Origin of the sequence: Streptomyces sp. SYP-A7185, from assembly GCF_046103685.1 — a bacterium.
Classification (GTDB): Bacteria; Actinomycetota; Actinomycetes; order Streptomycetales; family Streptomycetaceae; genus Streptomyces.
This window is the reverse complement of record NZ_CP122310.1, coordinates 3,589,370-3,607,316: the sequence shown is the minus strand read 5'-3', so window position 1 is coordinate 3,607,316 and position 17,947 is coordinate 3,589,370. Positions and strand designations below refer to the sequence as shown.

The 17,947-nt window shown below is 72.2% G+C and carries 13 protein-coding genes; 12 read left to right on the top strand and 1 reads right to left on the bottom strand.

All coding sequences use genetic code 11. The annotated features are described in order from the left end of the window. Positions 1 to 4 precede the first annotated feature (4 nt). The 7 genes from QBL25_RS15865 to obgE all read left to right on the top strand — a co-directional run bounded on the left by QBL25_RS15865 (position 5) and on the right by obgE (position 10,295). Positions 5 to 1,432, top strand: a complete 1,428-nt coding sequence (locus QBL25_RS15865; protein ID WP_409057683.1) for a hypothetical protein — start codon at positions 5 to 7, stop codon at positions 1,430 to 1,432. Positions 1,433 to 1,478: 46 nt separating this feature from the next. Next, entirely contained in the window at positions 1,479 to 2,228 is a 750-nt protein-coding gene (locus QBL25_RS15860) for a TIGR03936 family radical SAM-associated protein (RefSeq protein ID WP_409057682.1), read from the top strand. Between the two features lie 290 nt (positions 2,229 to 2,518). Next, positions 2,519 to 6,421, top strand: coding sequence for an Rne/Rng family ribonuclease (locus QBL25_RS15855; RefSeq protein ID WP_409057681.1), 3,903 nt, complete (start codon positions 2,519 to 2,521; stop codon positions 6,419 to 6,421). 224 nt (positions 6,422 to 6,645) lie between these two features. Next, positions 6,646 to 7,956: a phospholipase D-like domain-containing protein gene (locus QBL25_RS15850; RefSeq protein ID WP_409057680.1), complete on the top strand. Its 1,311-nt coding sequence runs from the start codon at positions 6,646 to 6,648 to the stop codon at positions 7,954 to 7,956. Between the two features lie 164 nt (positions 7,957 to 8,120). Beyond that, complete coding sequence (gene rplU, locus QBL25_RS15845) at positions 8,121 to 8,441, top strand: 50S ribosomal protein L21 (RefSeq protein ID WP_055566950.1); 321 nt, start codon at positions 8,121 to 8,123, stop codon at positions 8,439 to 8,441. Positions 8,442 to 8,455: 14 nt separating this feature from the next. Then, positions 8,456 to 8,710, top strand: a complete 255-nt coding sequence (rpmA, locus tag QBL25_RS15840; protein WP_030564037.1) for a 50S ribosomal protein L27 — start codon at positions 8,456 to 8,458, stop codon at positions 8,708 to 8,710. Between the two features lie 145 nt (positions 8,711 to 8,855). After that, positions 8,856 to 10,295, top strand: a complete 1,440-nt coding sequence (obgE, locus tag QBL25_RS15835) for a GTPase ObgE (protein WP_409057679.1) — start codon at positions 8,856 to 8,858, stop codon at positions 10,293 to 10,295. 142 nt (positions 10,296 to 10,437) lie between these two features. Here the strand turns inward: obgE and QBL25_RS15830 are convergent, their stop codons facing one another. Continuing rightward, complete coding sequence (locus tag QBL25_RS15830; protein WP_409057678.1) at positions 10,438 to 12,534, bottom strand: hypothetical protein; 2,097 nt, start codon at positions 12,532 to 12,534, stop codon at positions 10,438 to 10,440. Between the two features lie 387 nt (positions 12,535 to 12,921). Here QBL25_RS15830 and proB point away from each other — a divergent pair, with 387 nt between their 5' ends. The 5 genes from proB to QBL25_RS15805 all read left to right on the top strand — a co-directional run bounded on the left by proB (position 12,922) and on the right by QBL25_RS15805 (position 17,910). After that, on the top strand, positions 12,922 to 14,028 hold the full coding sequence (proB, locus tag QBL25_RS15825) for a glutamate 5-kinase (protein WP_409062669.1): 1,107 nt from the start codon (positions 12,922 to 12,924) through the stop codon (positions 14,026 to 14,028). Between the two features lie 214 nt (positions 14,029 to 14,242). After that, complete coding sequence (locus tag QBL25_RS15820) at positions 14,243 to 14,725, top strand: hypothetical protein (RefSeq protein ID WP_409057677.1); 483 nt, start codon at positions 14,243 to 14,245, stop codon at positions 14,723 to 14,725. A gap of 74 nt (positions 14,726 to 14,799) precedes the next feature. Then, a complete protein-coding gene (locus tag QBL25_RS15815; RefSeq protein ID WP_409057676.1) occupies positions 14,800 to 16,101 on the top strand; it encodes a glutamate-5-semialdehyde dehydrogenase in 1,302 nt (433 codons plus the stop codon). A 66-nt stretch (positions 16,102 to 16,167) separates the two neighbouring features. Beyond that, positions 16,168 to 16,737, top strand: a complete 570-nt coding sequence (locus QBL25_RS15810) for a hypothetical protein (protein ID WP_409057675.1) — start codon at positions 16,168 to 16,170, stop codon at positions 16,735 to 16,737. A gap of 66 nt (positions 16,738 to 16,803) precedes the next feature. After that, on the top strand, positions 16,804 to 17,910 hold the full coding sequence (locus QBL25_RS15805) for a hypothetical protein (RefSeq protein WP_409057674.1): 1,107 nt from the start codon (positions 16,804 to 16,806) through the stop codon (positions 17,908 to 17,910). Positions 17,911 to 17,947 lie beyond the last annotated feature (37 nt).

The following is a 17,947-nucleotide window of genomic DNA, read 5'->3' as shown; positions in this document are numbered from 1 at the left end:
CGGCATGGACCTGGAAAAGCGGCCCTCGCCGCACGAGCGCGAGCCGGCCCAGCCGCTCACCGCACCCGCGCCGCAGGCCGAGGGCTGTCTGGCCGTGGCGATCCGCATCCCGGTGCGGATCGTGGTGCTCGTGCTCGTCGTGCCGGTGCGCCTGGTGTGGGACGCCCTCGCCGTGTGCGGCCGCTTCCTGTATCTGCGGGGACTGCGGCCCGTGGGGCGGGCGTTCGCCTGGCTGGGGCGGACCCTGATCGTGACGCCGCTGGAGTGGCTGAACGCGTACGTCATCACCCCGGTCGCGCGCGGCGTCGCCGTCGCCACGGTGTGGCTCCTGAAGGCGTTGTTCGTGTGGCCGTGGGTGGGGCTGTGGCGGTATGTGGTCGTGCCGGTGGGCAGGGGGCTCGCGTGGCTGGGGCGCGTGCTGGTCGTGGTGCCTTCCGTGTGGCTGTACGCCTCGGTCCTCACGCCGGTCGGTCACGGCATCGCCTGGCTGGCCAGGGGAGTCGGCCACGGCGCCGTGTGGCTGGGCCGGACGCTCGTCGTGATCCCCTCCGTGTGGCTGTACAGGTCGGTCCTCACGCCGGTCGGCCAGGGCATCGCCTGGCTCGCGCGGGCCGTCGCCGCGGGCGCCCTGGTGGCCGGGCGGGGCATCGGCGCCGCCACGGTGTGGCTCCTGAAGGCGTTGTTCGTGTGGCCGTGGGTGGGGCTGTGGCGGTACGTGGTCGTGCCGGTGGGCAGGGGGCTCGCGTGGCTGGGGCGCGTGCTGGTCGTGGTGCCTTCCGTGTGGCTGTACGCCTCGGTCCTCACGCCGGTCGGTCACGGCATCGCCTGGCTGGCCAGGGGAGCCGGGGCGGGCATCGCCTGGACGGCCTGGGGGATCGGGGCCGGGGCCGCCTGGCTGCTGCGGGGGCTCGGGGCGGTGCTCGCCGCCCTGGGCCGCTGGATCTTCGTCGTACCCGCCGTCGCCCTGTGGCGCCGGGTCCTCGCACCCGTCGGGCGGGGCATCGCGGTCGTCGGGCGCGAGATCGGTGCCGCGCTCGGCCACGCCTGGCGCATCGCCGGGTACGTCTCGCTCGCCGTGGGCCGCTTCCTGGGCCGGCTCCTGCGGTGGCTGTTCGTCGACCCGGTGCGCTGGGCGTACCGCGCGGTCCTCACTCCGGTGGGCCATGCCGTGCGCGACGGGATCTGGCGGCCGGCCGCCCAGGCGGTCAAGGACGCGGGCCGCGCCACCCGGCAGGCCCTCGCCGCCGCCCGCCAGACCGTGCGGGACGCGCGTGCCGACGTACGCAGGATGCTGTTCGGCGCGCCGAAGGAGCGGGTCCCCGTGGCGGCGGGCCCGATGGAGCCCGTGCCGGTGCCGGTGGCCCGGCGGGAACCTGACACGCCCGGGGCACGTACTCTAGGTAGCAGTACGACCGCTCTCACGAAGGACTAGAACACTGGGCAAGCGACAGCCCGAAGGCCCGCCGCCCGCTCCCGCGGTGCAGCGCATCCGACTGCGCTACACCAAGCGCGGCCGCCTCCGGTTCACCAGCCACCGAGACTTCCAGCGCGCCTTCGAGCGGGCCCTGCGCCGCGCCGAGGTGCCCATGGCGTACTCGGCGGGGTTCACGCCCCACCCCAAGGTGTCGTACGCCAATGCCGCACCCACCGGCACGGGCAGTGAGGCCGAGTACCTGGAGATCGCGCTCACCGCGCAGCGCGACCCCGACAAGCTGCGCGAGCTGCTCGACGAGTCGATGCCCACCGGCCTCGACATCATCGACGCCGTCGAGTCCCGCACCTCGGGACTCGCCGACCGGCTCACCGCGTCCGTGTGGGAGCTGCGCCTGAACGGCGTGGAGCCCGCGGACGCGCAGCGGGCCGCCGAGGCCTTCCGGGCCGCGGAGACCGTCGAGGTCCAGCGCCGCACCAAGAACGGCATGCGGACCTTCGACGCCCGCGAGGCCGTCGTGAGCCTTGAGGCCCTCGCTTCCGGCGAGGCACTCAGCCACGACGCTGATAGGCCGACCGACCAGCCCTGTGCGATACTGCGGCTGGTTGTTCGGCACGTGACACCTGCCGTACGACCCGACGACGTCCTGTCCGGTCTCCGAGCTGTGGCCGACCTGGCGCCGCCGGTCCCCGCAGCGGTGACCAGGCTGGCGCAGGGGCTTCTTGACGACGAGACCGGCACGGTGACCGACCCGCTCGCGCCCGACCGCGAGGCAGCCACGACCCCGTCCGCATAGGACGGGGCCGCCGCGGCCGCCGCGAAGGCGCCGGCGCAGGAAGGTCCCGCGCAGGGACGCACGTCGTAGCGCCGCCCTGGTACTCGGGAGCCACCTGGGTCGGGCAGCGCACTGACCGAGACTTTCGCCAGGCCGTCCGCATTTGGGCGTACGGAACCGGCGAGACAGACACATAGAGCTCCCGTGCGGCGCCCACGCCCCCGGATGGCGGCCGCGCGTAGGTGAGCGAGGGCCGCGGACATCACCGGACCAGGCGCGGCGCCCGGGAGCGTGACGGGAGAACCGCCCGCATGCATGAGCCGAACGAACCCACTGAGGGCTCGGACAACAACACACCCAGCGACACCCTGCCGCCGCGCCGCAGGCGCCGTGCGGCGTCGCGTCCCGCGGGCCCGCCCGCGGGAGCCGCCGAGGGCACAGCTCCGGCCATACCGGCCACCCCCGCCGCCGAAGAGCCCGCCGCGGCCGTGGCTCCGGAGCCCGCAGCGGCCGAGGACGCCGCTCCGGCCCCGCGCCGCCGCCGTGCGACCCGCCGCGCCTCGGCCCCCGCCGGTGCGCCGCAGGGCGCCGAGACGCCCGCCGAGACGCCGGCCGCCGAGCCCGTGGCCGCCGCGGCCCCGGCCGATGCCGAGCCCGCCGAGGACGCCGCTCCGGCCCCGCGCCGTCGCCGTGCGACCCGCCGCGCCTCGGCCCCCGCCGGTGCGCCGCAGGGCGCCGAGGCCGACGCCCGGACGCCGGAGGCCGCCGAGCCCGCCGCCGCCGAGCCGGCCGCTGAGACCACTCCCGAGACGCAGCCGGAGGCCGACGCCGCCCCGCGCCGTGCCCGCCGCCGCGCCACCCGCGGCTCGTCCGCGCCCGCAGCGGAGACGCAGGCCGCCGAGCAGGCCCCCGCCGCCGAGCCGCAGGCCGCCGCCGAGGCCAAGCAGGCCCCGGAGCCGCAGCCCGCCGAAGAGGACGCGCCCACGGGCCGCCGTCCCCGCCGTGCCACCCGCAAGGCCGCCGCCGGATTCTCGGCGCCCGACCCGACGCGGGCCCGCAAGGCGCGTGCCGGTGACGGTGAGGAGGGTTCCGGACGCAAGCCCCGCCCCGCCGTCGCCGTCTTCCAGGCGCCGGTGTTCGCCGCGCCGATGTTCCAGACCCCCGAGAGCGCCGCCGCCGCTGCCGCCGCCGAAGCGGCCGACGAGCCCGCCGAAGAGGTCGAGGCCGAGCCCGTGGCCGCCGCCCCCGTGGTGGAGGAGGAGACCGGGCCGCGCCGCCGCCGTCGCCGTGGCCGCGCCGCCGACGAGCAGCCCGCCGCCGAGCGCGAGCCCGCCAAGGCCGCCGCGCGGCCCGCCGACGACGAGGTCCCCGAGCCCGAAGAGGCCGAGGACACCGCCGCGGACCAGGACAGCGACCACGACAACCACGACAACGACGAGTCCGACGACAACGGCGAGCGCCACGGCCGCCGTCGCCGTCGCGGTGGCCGTCGCCGCCGCCGCGGTGAGTCCGCCGACGACTCCGGCGACCAGCAGGACGCGGACGGCGAAGCGGACTCCGACACGGACGCCGCCGAGCAGGACGCCGAGCCGGCCGCCGCCGAGGAGTCCGACGAGGACACCGACGACAACGGCTCGGGCTCCGGCTCCAGCAGCAGCCGTCGCCGTCGTCGCCGCCGCCGTCGCGCCGGGGACTCCGGTGAGGCCGAGAGCACGGCGGACGGCGACCCGGAGCGTACGGTCGTGAAGGTCCGTGAGCCGCGCAAGAAGGAAGAGCGCGAGCTCGGCACCGGCGCCGACGAGGTCCAGTCCATCAAGGGCTCGACCCGCCTGGAGGCCAAGAAGCAGCGCCGCCGCGAAGGCCGCGAGCAGGGCCGCCGCCGCGTCCCGATCATCACCGAGGCCGAGTTCCTGGCCCGTCGCGAGGCCGTCGAGCGCGTGATGGTCGTCCGCCAGAACGGCGAGCGCACCCAGATCGGCGTCCTCGAGGACAACGTGCTCGTCGAGCACTACGTCAACAAGGAGCAGGCCACCTCGTACGTCGGCAACGTCTACCTGGGCAAGGTCCAGAACGTGCTGCCGTCCATGGAGGCCGCCTTCATCGACATCGGCAAGGGCCGCAACGCCGTCCTGTACGCCGGTGAGGTCAACTTCGAGGCGCTCGGGATGGCCAACGGCCCCCGCCGCATCGAGTCCGCCCTCAAGTCCGGCCAGTCGGTCCTCGTGCAGGTCACGAAGGACCCGATCGGCCACAAGGGTGCCCGCCTGACCAGCCAGGTCTCGCTGCCCGGCCGGTACCTGGTCTACGTGCCCGAGGGCTCGATGACCGGCATCAGCCGCAAGCTGCCCGACACCGAGCGCGCGCGTCTGAAGACCATCCTCAAGAAGATCGTCCCCGAGGACGCGGGCGTCATCGTGCGCACCGCCGCCGAGGGCGCGAGCGAGGACGAGCTGCGCCGTGACGTCGAGCGTCTTCAGCAGCAGTGGGAAGAGATCCAGAAGAAGGCGAAGAACGGCGGCGCCGCGCCGACCCTTCTGTACGGCGAGCCGGACATGACCGTCCGTGTCGTCCGCGACATCTTCAACGAGGACTTCTCGAAGGTCATCGTCAGCGGTGACGACGCCTGGGAGACCATCCACGGATACGTCTCGCACGTCGCCCCCGACCTGGCGGACCGCCTCCAGCGCTGGACCTCCGAGGTCGACGTCTTCGCGACGTACCGCATCGACGAGCAGCTGATGAAGGCCCTGGACCGCAAGGTCTGGCTGCCCAGCGGCGGCTCGCTGGTGATCGACAAGACCGAGGCGATGATCGTCGTCGACGTCAACACCGGCAAGTTCACCGGCCAGGGCGGCAACCTCGAAGAGACCGTGACGAGGAACAACCTCGAAGCGGCCGAGGAGATCGTGCGCCAGCTGCGCCTGCGTGACCTCGGCGGCATCGTCGTCATCGACTTCATCGACATGGTCCTGGAGTCCAACCGGGACCTGGTCCTGCGCCGCCTGCTCGAATGCCTGGGCCGCGACCGTACGAAGCACCAGGTCGCCGAGGTCACCTCGCTCGGTCTCGTGCAGATGACCCGCAAGCGGGTGGGCCAGGGCCTTCTGGAGTCCTTCTCCGAGACCTGCGTCCACTGCAACGGCCGCGGTGTCATCGTGCACATGGAGCAGCCCACCTCCGCCGGTGGCGGCGGCAAGCGCAAGAAGCGCGGCCGCGGCGGCTCGGAGCAGGGCCAGGAGCACACGCACGAGCACGACCACGAGGCCCTGGAGACGACGGACGAGGTGGAGACCGAGTCCGAGGCGGAGGTCGCCGCCGAGGCCGCGGCTCCCGTGGCGCTCCCCGAGCCGGAGTTCGTGCCGGACGAGGAGCTGTACAGCAGCGCCTCCGAGGCCGAGGCGGCCGCGTCCCGCGGTGGCCGTTCGCGCCGCAGGGCGACCCGTCGGGCCTCGGCTCCGGCCGGCGCCCCGCGGGCGGAGTCGGCCCCCAAGGCCGAGAGCGCGCCCAAGGCGGAGAAGCGGGGCAGGTCCCGCGCCGCCAAGGCCGAGCTCGCCGAGGCCGAGGCTCCGGTTGTCGAGGCTCCGGTGGTCGAGGCCCCCGTGGTGGAGACCCCCGCGGCCGCGGAGGACCCGGTGGTCGAGGTGGCCCCCGAGGCTCCGGTCGAGGACGCCGCTCCCAAGGGGCGCACGCGCCGTCGTGCGACCCGCAAGGCGACGTCGCCCGCCGGATCGCCGAAGGCGGCCGAGAGCGCCGAGCCGGAGGCCGCCGAGGTCATCGTGGCCGAGACGCCCAAGGCGGAGCCCGTGGCGGAGCCGGTCGCCGAGCCCGCTGCCGAGCCGGTGGCGGACGCCGCTCCGGCCCGTCCGCGCCGCCGTGCGGTCCGTAAGGCCACCGCGCCGACCGCGTCCGCGGAGGCGGCCGTCCTGGTCGTCCCGTCGGCGGAGAAGGCGACGGAGGCCCCCGCACAGGCCGAGCAGGCCGAGCAGCCGGAGGCCGCGGCTCCCGCCGAGGAAGCCGCTCCGGCGAAGAAGACGGCGCGTAAGACCGCCGCCAAGAAGGCGCCCGCGAAGAAGGCCGCCGCCAAGAAGACCGCGGCCAAGAAGACGGCCGCCAAGAAGACGACGGCCAAGAAGGCGTCGAAGACCACGAAGAAGACCGCCGCGGCGGAGCAGGCACCGGCCGGTGTCAAGGCTTCCGCGGGCGACGAGGGCTGACCTCCTTCTTTGCGGTCCGTACATATGACCGGGTGCCCCCGGTGCGGTGATTCGACCGCGCCGGGGGCACCTCTCTGTTTGGAACGCGGTGAAGTACCTGTAAAACTCATGCGGTTGATGAAAGAGCGCACGGGCGTGGTGTCTGGGGAGACGCCCCGCCGGTGTCAGGGAGGGGTTGGACGATGGCGCAAGGTCGCCTGAGGGGCACGGGGCGTCACCGTGCCGTGAAACAGGCCAAGGGAGGACGCCAGGCGGTCGCGCTGGCGACGATCCTGTCGGCGACGGGGATCCAGACCGTCAGTGCCCTGGGCACGGCGGGAGCGGCCGAGGGCGACCCGCCCCTGGTGGAGGCGCCGATCTTCAACGATCCGCTGGGCACCCCCGAGCAGCAGCACGCGATACGGACCCGGCTGATCGAGCTGACGAACGCCGCGGTGCCCGGTTCGACCATCAAGGTCGCGGTCTACCACGTGTGGGAGTCCCCGGTCGTGGACGCGCTCCTGGCGGCCAAGAGGCGCGGCGTGAACGTGCAGATGGTGCTCGACGAGTCCACCAGGAGCGACCGCCCGACGAACACCGCGTACAGCAGGCTGGCGTCGGAGCTGGGCACCGACCGGAACAAGGCGTCCTTCGTGACGCTCTGCCCGGCGGGCAAGTCCTGCCTGGGCGATCCCCGGTACGGCAAGTCGATCATGCACAACAAGTTCTGGCTGTTCTCGCAGGTCGAGGGGGCCAGGGACGTCGTCGTGCAGACCACGTCGAACTCGACGCCGTCCGCCCACACGAAGTTCTTCAACGACGCGTTGCAGCTCCCGAACAATCCGACGATGTACGACGCGTACGCCGACTACTTCGCCGACATGATCCGCAAGGACTGGCGGAACTGGGACTACCGCACGGTGAGCGACGGCCTCTACAAGGCCTATTTCTTCCCGCGCTCCGGCACGGTCAACGAGACCGACACCATGTACTCGGTCCTGAACAACATCCGGTGCAACTACCGGGACGCGTCCGGTGTCGCCCGCCACACCAACGTCCGCGCCTCGATATTCAAGATCACCCGGAAGCAGATCGCCGACAAGCTCGTCTCGCTCAAGAAGGCGGGCTGCACGGTCGGCATCGTCTACGCCGAGACGGACAGCGCCAAGAGCCAGGGCGGCACTCCGGGCACCTGGGAGGCCCTGCACAAGGCCGGCGGCCCGACGATGCGGTGCTTCAACGACGACCGGGACCCGCTGCACCCCGGGACCAAGCTCGCGACGCCCTACATCATCCACTCGAAGTACCTGCTGATCGACGGCATGTACGACGGCAGGCAGAACAAGCTCTCCTTCACCGGTTCGCAGAACTACACGGCGCCCGCCCTGCGCGAGAACGACGAGGCGATCGTGAAGGTCGACGACGATTCGGTGCACGACGCCTACCGCGGACACTTCGACCGGGTGCGCACGATCGCCTGGCCGGGCAAGGCCGACAGCACCGATCTGTGCAAGGGCGTCAAGCCGCTGCCGCCGGACGGCGAGAAGCCGGTTTGACCCTTCTGGCCCAGCCCCGTAATCTTGAGCGTCGGCGTGTCAATAGGCACGCTCCACCCCTGTAAACCTGATTTCCTTCCGGCGCCCGGCGTCCGGGAGAGGCCGACCGTGCGAGCGGGCGGCTGGACTGCGGGGGTCCCGTTCCGAGCGAGAGAGAGTTCCGCGTGTACGCCATCGTGCGCAGCGGTGGTCGCCAGCACAAGGTTGCTGTCGACGACATCGTTGAGGTTGACAAGATTTCCACCGCCAAGGTTGGCGACACGGTCGAGCTCTCGACCCTGCTCGTTGTCGACGGCGACGCCGTGACGAGCGACCCGTGGGTCCTTGCCGGCATCAAGGTCCAGGCCGAGGTCGTGGACCACCACAAGGGCGCGAAGATCGACATCCTTCGCTACAAGAACAAGACCGGCTACCGCCGTCGTCAGGGTCACCGTCAGCAGTACACGGCGATCAAGATCACCGGTATCCCCACGGCTGCGAAGTAAGGGACTGAGACAAGATGGCACACAAGAAGGGCGCATCGTCCACTCGGAACGGGCGCGATTCCAATGCTCAGCGGCTCGGTGTGAAGCGCTTCGGCGGTCAGACCGTCAACGCCGGTGAGATCCTGGTCCGCCAGCGTGGCACCCACTTCCACCCGGGCTCGGGCGTCGGCCGCGGCAAGGACGACACCTTGTTCGCGCTGGACGCCGGTGCGGTGGAGTTCGGCACCCACCGTGGCCGCAAGGTCGTGAACATCGTTCCGGTCGCCTGAACCAGGCGTCCGTAGAACAGGTTCTTCGCGAGGGCGGACCTCACTTCCCTGTCGGGAAGCGGGTCCGCCTTTCGCGTGTTACTAGATAGACATTCCGTACTCCCCCTGCCTCCGGCTGGGGGGACCCCCACTGGAGGCACATCCCATGACCACCTTCGTGGACCGCGTCGAGCTGCACGTCGCCGCGGGTAGCGGGGGCCACGGCTGTGCCTCCGTCCACCGTGAGAAGTTCAAGCCGCTCGGCGGTCCGGACGGCGGCAACGGCGGCCGTGGCGGCGACGTGATCCTGGTCGTCGACCAGTCGGTCACGACGCTGCTCGACTACCACCACTCCCCGCACCGCAAGGCCACCAACGGCGCTCCCGGTGCCGGTGACAACCGTTCCGGCAAGGACGGCCAGGACCTGGTCCTGCCCGTGCCGGACGGCACCGTCATCCTCGACAAGGACGGCAACGTCCTGGCCGACCTGGTCGGCCAGGGCACGACGTACGTCGCCTCACAGGGCGGCCGCGGCGGCCTCGGCAACGCGGCGCTGGCCTCGGCCCGCCGCAAGGCTCCCGGCTTCGCCCTGCTCGGCGAGCCGGGCGACGAGGGCGACGTCATCCTGGAGCTCAAGACGGTCGCGGACGTCGCGCTCGTCGGCTACCCGAGCGCGGGCAAGTCCTCGCTGATCTCGGTGCTCAGCGCGGCCAAGCCGAAGATCGCGGACTACCCCTTCACGACGCTCGTCCCCAACCTCGGTGTGGTGACGGCCGGTTCGACCGTCTACACCATCGCCGACGTACCGGGTCTGATCCCGGGCGCCAGCCAGGGCAAGGGCCTCGGCCTGGAGTTCCTGCGGCACGTCGAGCGGTGCAGCGTCCTGGTGCACGTCCTGGACACGGCGACGCTGGAGTCCGACCGCGACCCCGTCTCCGACCTCGACATCATCGAGGAGGAGCTGCGGCAGTACGGCGCCGGCCTGGAGAACCGTCCGCGCGTCGTCGTCCTGAACAAGATCGACGTACCGGACGGCCAGGACCTCGCCGACCTGGTCCGCCCCGACCTGGAGGCCCGCGGCTACCGCGTCTTCGAGGTGTCGGCCGTGGCGCACAAGGGGCTCAAGGAGCTCTCCTTCGCGCTCGCCGAGGTCGTGGGCGAGGCGCGTGCCGCGAAGCCGAAGGAGGAGGCGACCCGTATCGTCATCCGGCCCAAGGCCGTGGACGACACCGGCTTCACCGTCAAGCTCGGCGACGACGGCATCTACCGCGTGCGCGGCGAGAAGCCGGAGCGCTGGGTGCGTCAGACCGACTTCAACAACGACGAGGCCGTCGGCTACCTCGCGGACCGGCTCAACCGCCTCGGCGTCGAGGACGCGCTGATGAAGGCGGGCGCCCGCACGGGTGACGGCGTCGCCATCGGCCCCGAGGACAACGCGGTCGTCTTCGACTGGGAGCCCACGGTCATGGCCGGTGCGGAGATGCTCGGCCGCCGTGGCGAGGACCACCGCCTGGAGGCGCCCCGTCCCGCGGCCCAGCGCCGCCGGGACCGGGACGCGGAGCGGGACGAGGCGGAGAAGGCGTACGACGACTTCGAGCCCTTCTAGGCGGTACGCCTTGAGCGGTGCATGAGAAGGGCCCCCGGAGCTTTGGCTCCGGGGGCCCTTCTCTCGTTCGTTTCACCCTGCGGTGGGTGGGGGCTGGGCGCGCAGTTCCCCGCGCCCCTTACGGGGCGCCCCTGGCGGGGCTTTACGCCGTTACCGAGTCCTCCGCGCCGTTCGGGTTGGGTTCCGTCGGGTCGGATTCCATTTCCTCTGCCGCGTCCTGAGCCGCGCGCTGGCCGGGGATCTCCGCGTCGATGCGGGTGGCCATGCGCAGCCGGCGCTCGTCGGCCTTGGCCGACAGGGCGAGGGCCGCCTCGTTGAAGCGCACCAGGGAGGGCGGGTCCGAGGGGCCGAGGAGGTGCTCCTTGAGGGCCAGCCGGGCCTCGGCGTGGGTGTCCCTCTCCGGGGAGCGGACGGTGTCCAGGAGGTCCGGGACGCCCTCGGCGGTGGGGGTCAGGATCGTCGCGGCGCTCACCGTCGGGAAGCCCGCGCGGAAGTCCGACTCGGACATGCCGGACGTGTTGGCGACCGCGTACGGCTTCTCGCTCGTCAGCCAGTCGGAGACGACCGAGGAGACGTCACTGATCAGCAGGTCGGCCTGGTTGAAGCAGGAGAAGATCGCGGGGCGCGCGGTGGTGATGATCTGGTGCTCCCACTCGGGGAACGACGCCCAGTACGCCGCCTCCCAGGCGGCCGTCGCCTCGGCGACGGCGGCCTGCTGGTCGCCGTCGGGCGTGCCCTGAAGCATCATCCGCTCCATCTCGTCCACGCTCTTGCGGAACGCGGTCGAGGTGAGCCGGTCCAACTCGGCGGTGCGCAGCGACAGTTCGGCCAGGGCCTCCTGGCCGGGACGCTCGCCCGAACGCTTGACGGCGGCCTCGCGGATCATCGCCTTGATGCGCTCGTTGGCGGCGCCCGCGCGCGGGTCCTGCGAGCCGGTCATCGGGTGCGGCTTGTAGATGAGCCGGACGCCGGGGTCGGCGAGCAGGTGCCGGACGATGTTCTCGCCCGCGAGGGTGACCGAGGTGTTGCCGGGGTTGCCGTCCCAGCCCTCCCAGGTGGGGGCGTACAGAACGGTGGTGAAGGGGCCGGTGGGGGCGCCCGTGGAGCGCAGGATCGGGGACAGCTGCGGGCGGCCGACCTCGACCACGTCCTTGTCCTCGACGCCGACGTCGGCGGCCTGGTAGCGGTCGCGCGCGGCGGGGCCCGCCACCCACACCTCGTCGTACGCCTTCGCGTACGGGTTGCAGGAGGACAGCTTGTCGCTCTCGCCGTGGTTGATGAAGGCGTGCTTGATCGTGGGGATGCGCAGGACCTGCGAGGTCTTCGCGGCGTTCGCCGGGTGCAGCATCATCTTCAGCGTCGAGGTCTCCAGGGAGAACATCGTCGCGACCTTCGGGAAGCAGATGATCGGGACGTCCGTCGCGTCGATCTTCTGCACCATGAACCGCTCACGCAGCACGATCAGCGGGTTGCCGTCGAGCGCGGAGAGCGTGGAGAGCCACATGTTGGCCTGGTAGGCGGAGGTGGAGCCGCCCGAGAAGTACATGGCGACGGTCGGCTGGTACTCGGCCAGCCAGTTGTCCAGCCACTCCATGACCTTCTCGTCGTTCTTCGCCCGCTTCTTGGGCAGCAGCCAGGTGGCGAGGTAGAGCGCGCCGAAGCCCATCAGGGCGATGGAGATCCCCAGGCCGATGCCGCCCCAGTACGCGTCCGTGGTGGCGGCCGTGACCAGCAGGCCGACCGTGGCCGGGATCGAGAACGTCAGCAGGCGGTGGGCCTGGCGGCGCGAGAGGAGCCGCGGCGGGGCCGCCGTCAGGTGCAGCGCGGACGCGTCGATGTTGCGCGTGACGATCGGCAGCTGGCGGGAGCGGCGCACCAGTATGGCGGTGGCCTGGCAGCCGAAGTGCAGGAAGTAGAAGGCGAGGAGCGAGATCGTCAGCGGCGACTGCTCGGCGAGCGGCTCGATGCCGTCGATGCGCAGCAGGCCGACCAGGATCAGCATGTCGCGCAGGAGCTGCCTGACGGTGACGTCGAAGCGGATCTTGCCAAGGAGGGAGAGGAGCCCCGGCTGCTTGTACTGCAGATAGACGTCGAGCGCGAGGTTCGCCGCCGATGCGGCGACGAACACCGGTACGTACGGGACCAGCGCGCTGACGAGCTGGGCCGTGAAGAGCGCGAACATCGTGAACAGCGCGGAGAGCTGCACGATGCGGCGGGGTGCGAGTCCGGCAGAGGGCACGGGCTTGGGCTCCTGGCGGGGGATCGGATGGGGGTGATGGGGGGGCGAAGCAGGAAAGGCGGAGAAGGCGGGGAAGTCGACCACTGACCGTATGACGTGCGGTGGCCCTGTAGCAATCTTCCGTGACGACAATCACCGGATAAAGGGGCAAAGGTACTGAACCTTCGGGTGTCGATTCGCCTCGGGGGCGTCTTCGGTCCGCCCCTCGAAATGGATGGGCGGGGCATGCGCCTCCTCGCGTAGATTGCTGGTCCGGCAGGGATCCGGCGGGGCACAGGGCCTCCGGGATCGTCGGGACCATTGGGGAAGTACGTGGCTGGGGCAAGGCAGGATGCAGGGCGGGCCCGAAGGGCCTCGGTCGAGGGTGGCGGTGGGAGACGGGCGGGCATCGCAGAGGCCCGCAGGGTTGTCGTCAAGGTCGGGTCCTCGTCCCTGACCACCGCGTCAGGGGGACTGGACGCCGACCGCGTCGACGCCCTTGTCGACGTGCTCGCCAAGAGCCGCAGCGGCGGCGAGCGCGAGATCGTGCTCGTCTCCTCCGGCGCCATCGCCGCCGGGCTCTCGCCGCTGGGCCTGCGCAGGCGGCCCAAGGACCTCGCGCGGCAGCAGGCGGCCGCCAGCGTCGGCCAGGGCCTTCTCGTGGCCCGCTACACCGCTTCCTTCGCGCGGTACGGCGTACGCGTCGGGCAGGTGCTCCTCACCTCCGACGACATGGCCCGCCGCGCCCACCACCGCAACGCCTCCCGCACCCTCGACCAGCTTCTGGCGATGGGCGCGCTGCCCGTCGTCAACGAGAACGACACCGTGGCCACGGACGAGATCCGCTTCGGCGACAACGACCGGCTCGCGGCCCTCGTCGCCCATCTGGTCCATGCCGACCTTCTCGTCCTGCTCTCCGACGTGGACGGCCTCTACGACGGCGACCCGTCCCGGCCCGGCACCTCCCGGCTCTCCGAGGTGACGGGCCCCGCCGACATGGCGCACGTCCGGATCGGCAGCGCCGGCAAGGCGGGCGTCGGCACCGGCGGCATGGTCACGAAGGTCGAGGCCGCGCGGATCGCCGCGGCCGCCGGGATCCCGGTGGTCCTGACCTCCGCGAGCCAGGCCGCCGACGCCCTCGCGGGCCGCGACACCGGCACGTACTTCCACCGCACGGGCCGCCGCTCCGGCGACCGGCTGCTGTGGCTCCAGCACGCATCGGAACCGCGGGGCGCCCTGACGCTCGACGACGGGGCCGTGCGCGCGGTCGTCGAGGGGCGCAAGTCGCTGCTGCCCGCCGGGATCGCGGCGGTCGAGGGCGACTTCGCCGCGGGCGACCCGGTGGAGCTGCGGGACACCTCGGGGCGTGCCGTGGCGCGCGGCCTGGTGAACTTCGACGCCAAGGAGCTACCGCAGCTCCTCGGCCGCTCGACCAGGGATCTCGCGCGCGAGCTGGGGCCCGCGTACGAGCGTGAGGTCGTGCACCGGGACGACCTGGCGCTGCTGCACGACTGAGCCCGGCGCGGCCGGGGGCCCGTCGTCCCACCCGTCACGGGAGCCCGGCGTCCCCCGGCCGAAAACAGGCGCGAACGCCGTGCGAGGACCGGCTCCTGCGAGGTGAAACTCCCCAAAACCGCCCCGCGGAGGCGCTTGGCCTGCTCAACTTTGTTCCAGACACTTCCGCACGACCATTGCGTATCCGCACCACCATTGCGTAGAGGAGGCCGTCGTGAGACGAGTGCGCCCGGGGGCTTCGTCCCGCGCGCCGGCCGAGCGGTCCCTGACCAGCGTGGCGGCGGGCGCGACGTACACCGGTGACACGCAGGCGACGGGCGAGACGGACGAGAGCCGGGAGGGCGAGACGGTGGAGGCGCCCCGTCTGTGGCACGTCACCCTGAGCGTCTCGGGGGGCGAAGCCCCGCTGAAGGAGGTCAGGCGGGGCCTCGAACAGCTCGCCCACGACCACCCCTTTCTGCTGACCAGCCGTTACGCACCCGACCACGCCGAGATCCGGTACTGGGAGGAGGCCCGCGACCTGCACGACGCCGCCGCCGTCGCGCTCCGCCTCTGGGGCGAGCACCGGCAGAGCGCGCAGCTCCCGCCCTGGGAGATCGTGGGCCTTGAGGTCATCGACCGCGACACGTACCACCAGCGCATCGCGGAGGGGTACGGTCCGCTTCCGGCCACCCCGGTGGGCGTGCACCCCTTTTGAGCCGTCGTGAGCACGGTGGTCTCGGCTGCTGAAACGGCGGGTGGACCCCGGCCGCCGCCCATTACGCTGCGGGCATGACGTCCCTCACCCCTTCGTTCTCGGGCCTGCCGTACGACAACCTCTCGCCCGTCGCCCAGGCCGCCTACCGCGCCCGCGGCGCCGCCGCGACGCTCGCGCCGCTGCCGCGCGCCGCCAAGGACGACGCGCTCCTGGCGATCGCCGACGCCCTTGAGGTCCGCACCGCCGAGATCATCGAGGCCAACGGCAAGGACACCGCCCGTGCCCGTGAGGCAGGGACGAGCGAGTCCATCGTCGACCGGCTGACGCTCACCCCGGAGCGGGTCCGCGCCATCGCCGCCGACGTGCGCGACGTGGCGGGCCTGCCCGACCCCGTCGGCGAGGTCGTCCGCGGCTCGACCCTGCCGAACGGCATCGACCTGCGCCAGGTCCGCGTCCCGCTCGGCGTCGTCGGGATCATCTACGAGGCACGTCCGAACGTCACCGTCGACGCCGCCGCCCTCTGCCTGAAGTCCGGCAACGCGGTCCTCCTGCGGGGCTCGTCGTCGGCGTACGAATCCAACACCGCGCTCGTCCGGGTCCTCCGCGACGCCGTGCACGGAGCCGGCCTGCCCGCCGACGCCGTCCAGCTCGTGCCGGGCGACAACCGCGACTCCGTGCGCGAGCTGATGCGCGCCCGCGGCCTCGTCGACGTCCTCATCCCGCGCGGCGGCGCCTCGCTGATCAAGACCGTCGTCGAGGAGTCCACCGTCCCGGTCATCGAGACCGGCACCGGCAACTGCCACGTGTACGTGGACGCCGAGGCCGACCTGGACATGGCCGTCGACATCCTCATCAACTCCAAGGCCCAGCGCCCCAGCGTCTGCAACGCCGCCGAGACGCTCCTGGTGCACGCGGACATCGCCGACGCCTTCCTGCCGCGCGCCCTGGACGCCCTGGCCGAGGCCGGCGTCACGGTCCACGCGGACGAGCGGGCCATCGCCTACGCCGACGGGTCGAAGGCCACGGTCGTGCCCGCGACCACGGAGGACTGGGAGACCGAGTACCTCTCGTACGACATCGCGGCGGGCATCGTCGACTCCCTGGAGCAGGCCGTCGAGCACATCCGGCTGTGGACGTCCGGGCACACCGAGGCGATCGTGACCACCTCGCAGCGGGCCGCGCGCCGCTTCACCCAGCTCGTGGACTCCACGACGGTCGCGGTGAACGCCTCCACGCGCTTCACGGACGGCGGCCAGTTCGGCTTCGGCGCCGAGATCGGCATCTCCACGCAGAAGCTGCACGCGCGGGGCCCGATGGGGCTTCCGGAGCTGACGTCGACGAAGTACATCGTCACCGGCGACGGCCACACCCGCTGAATTCCCGCTCGGGCCGAATTCCCGTACCGTCTGCCCAGATTGCCCCTTCCGGTCTAGGCTGGAAGGGTGCCGGAGGACGTGGGGGGCACGCCGTCTTTTCCCGACGGCTGGGAGCCCGACGACGACCACGACCGCGGGGGTGCGGACGAAGAGTTCGCCTCCGTGGTCTTCGACGAGGCCTTCGTCAAGGCCGCCGAGGTGCATGAACCCAGCGCGGTGGAGCGGCTGTTGGCCGCCGCGCAGGCGCGTGCCGAGGCTTCCGAGGCCGAGACCCGCCGGGCCCGCACCCGGGGCTCGGGCCGCGACTCACCCGAGGACGACCTCTACGACGAGGGCTTCGGCCGGGACGACGGCGGCGAGTTCGGCCATGACGCGGACCTCGACGACGTGTACGACCGCGAGTTCACCGAGAGCGGGTACGGCCGGCAGGGCGCCCGCAACCGCTGGCACCGCCCCGTCGCCTGGATGCTCGCCCTCCTGATGGGCATCGGCATGGTCGCGCTCGCCTTCACGGCGGTCTACCGCGGTGCCTCGACGGGCCGCCAGGACCCGACCCCGCCACCGGTGTCCACGAAGCCCTCGGCCTCCGCGGAGTACGGCCCGCCGCCGGTGTCCGCAACACCCCGCATCCCGTGAGAAGTTGTCAGAAGTTGTCGCGCACCAGGGCGTTTACCAGACCGCGCGGAGACCTACCCTGAAGGTATGGGCGGGCCAGGAGAACCACCTGAGGGGACACCCGAGGGCGCTCCCGCCGGTGGTGAGGACGAGTACCGATCCGTCGTGTTCGACGAGTCGTTCGTCCGCGCCGCGCGGCTCCAGGAGTACTCCGCGCAGGAGCGCATGAGTGATCACACCCATGCGGTGCGCCGTCGTCCCGCGCGCCACCGGAACCTCTCCAAACAGGCCGTGATCCTCGTCCTGCTGATCGCCGTCGCCTTCGGCACCGCGATCTACATGGGCGTACGCCACCCGTACCAGAACCCGGTCGCCCAGCGCCCCGAGCCGCTGCGCATGACGGTCATCCCGCTCGCCCCGCCGGGAGCGGTGCCCGGCGCCGAGAAGGCGGCCGACCTGTTCTCGCACAGTCCCGCGGCCCAGTTCCGGGTGGGCGCCTCGGGCATCAACCTGCCCGCGGCCCACAAGACCCCGCACTTCTCGGACGGCCAGGTGATGACCGCGCTGACCACCGCCAAGGACTACCTCGTCGAGTCCTCCCTCGACCCGGACGTCCTCACCGGCGGCGCGGTGCGCTCCGCGCGGATCCTGCTCGACCCCCGGCAGCTCGACCAGTTCGACGAGAGCTTCGCGCACCCGGCCGCCGACGGGCGGCACGCGCCCACCGGCTGGCTGGTGCGATTCGACCCGGCCAAGACGGCCCTCGCCTCGCCCGGCATCCGCGTCCACGGCACGCTGCACGCCACCGAGACGGACAAGAACACCCTTGAGGTGACCTCGGACCACACCTTCGTCTACGCGCTGCGGCCGGCGGGCGAGCCGACGGGCGGCAAGACGGCGGACAAGGCGGCCGGCGAGAAGGAGCCGGCGCGGGCCTCGCTTTTCACCGTCCGCCGCGAGTTGCAGTTCCGCTTCGACCGCGACGACCTGCGGATGCGCCAGGCCGAGCTGCTCGTCTCGCACCTTCAGGCGGGCCCGCTGTCCTGCTCCGACGACGCCGTCGACCGGCTGCGCCCGCTGCTCGCCGGGCAGAAGGCCAAGGCGGGCGGCCCCGCGGGCACCGACCCGTACGCGACGGCGAGCACCGCGGCGCTGTGCGGCTCGCTCTCGGCGGCCGCACAGCCGTCGTTCTGATCAGACTCCGACCTCGTTCCGATCACACGGGGCGGCA

Excerpts from the sequence above, each read along its gene's own strand:
- QBL25_RS15865 (WP_409057683.1), top strand. The coding sequence starts at position 5 with ATGGACCTGGAAAAGCGGCCCTCGCCGCACGAGCGCGAGCCGGCCCAG.
- QBL25_RS15855 (WP_409057681.1), top strand. The coding sequence starts at position 2,519 with ATGCATGAGCCGAACGAACCCACTGAGGGCTCGGACAACAACACACCC.
- rpmA (WP_030564037.1), top strand. The coding sequence starts at position 8,456 with ATGGCACACAAGAAGGGCGCATCGTCCACTCGGAACGGGCGCGATTCC.
- obgE (WP_409057679.1), top strand. The coding sequence starts at position 8,856 with ATGACCACCTTCGTGGACCGCGTCGAGCTGCACGTCGCCGCGGGTAGC.
- QBL25_RS15815 (WP_409057676.1), top strand. The coding sequence starts at position 14,800 with ATGACGTCCCTCACCCCTTCGTTCTCGGGCCTGCCGTACGACAACCTC.
- QBL25_RS15805 (WP_409057674.1), top strand. The coding sequence starts at position 16,804 with ATGGGCGGGCCAGGAGAACCACCTGAGGGGACACCCGAGGGCGCTCCC.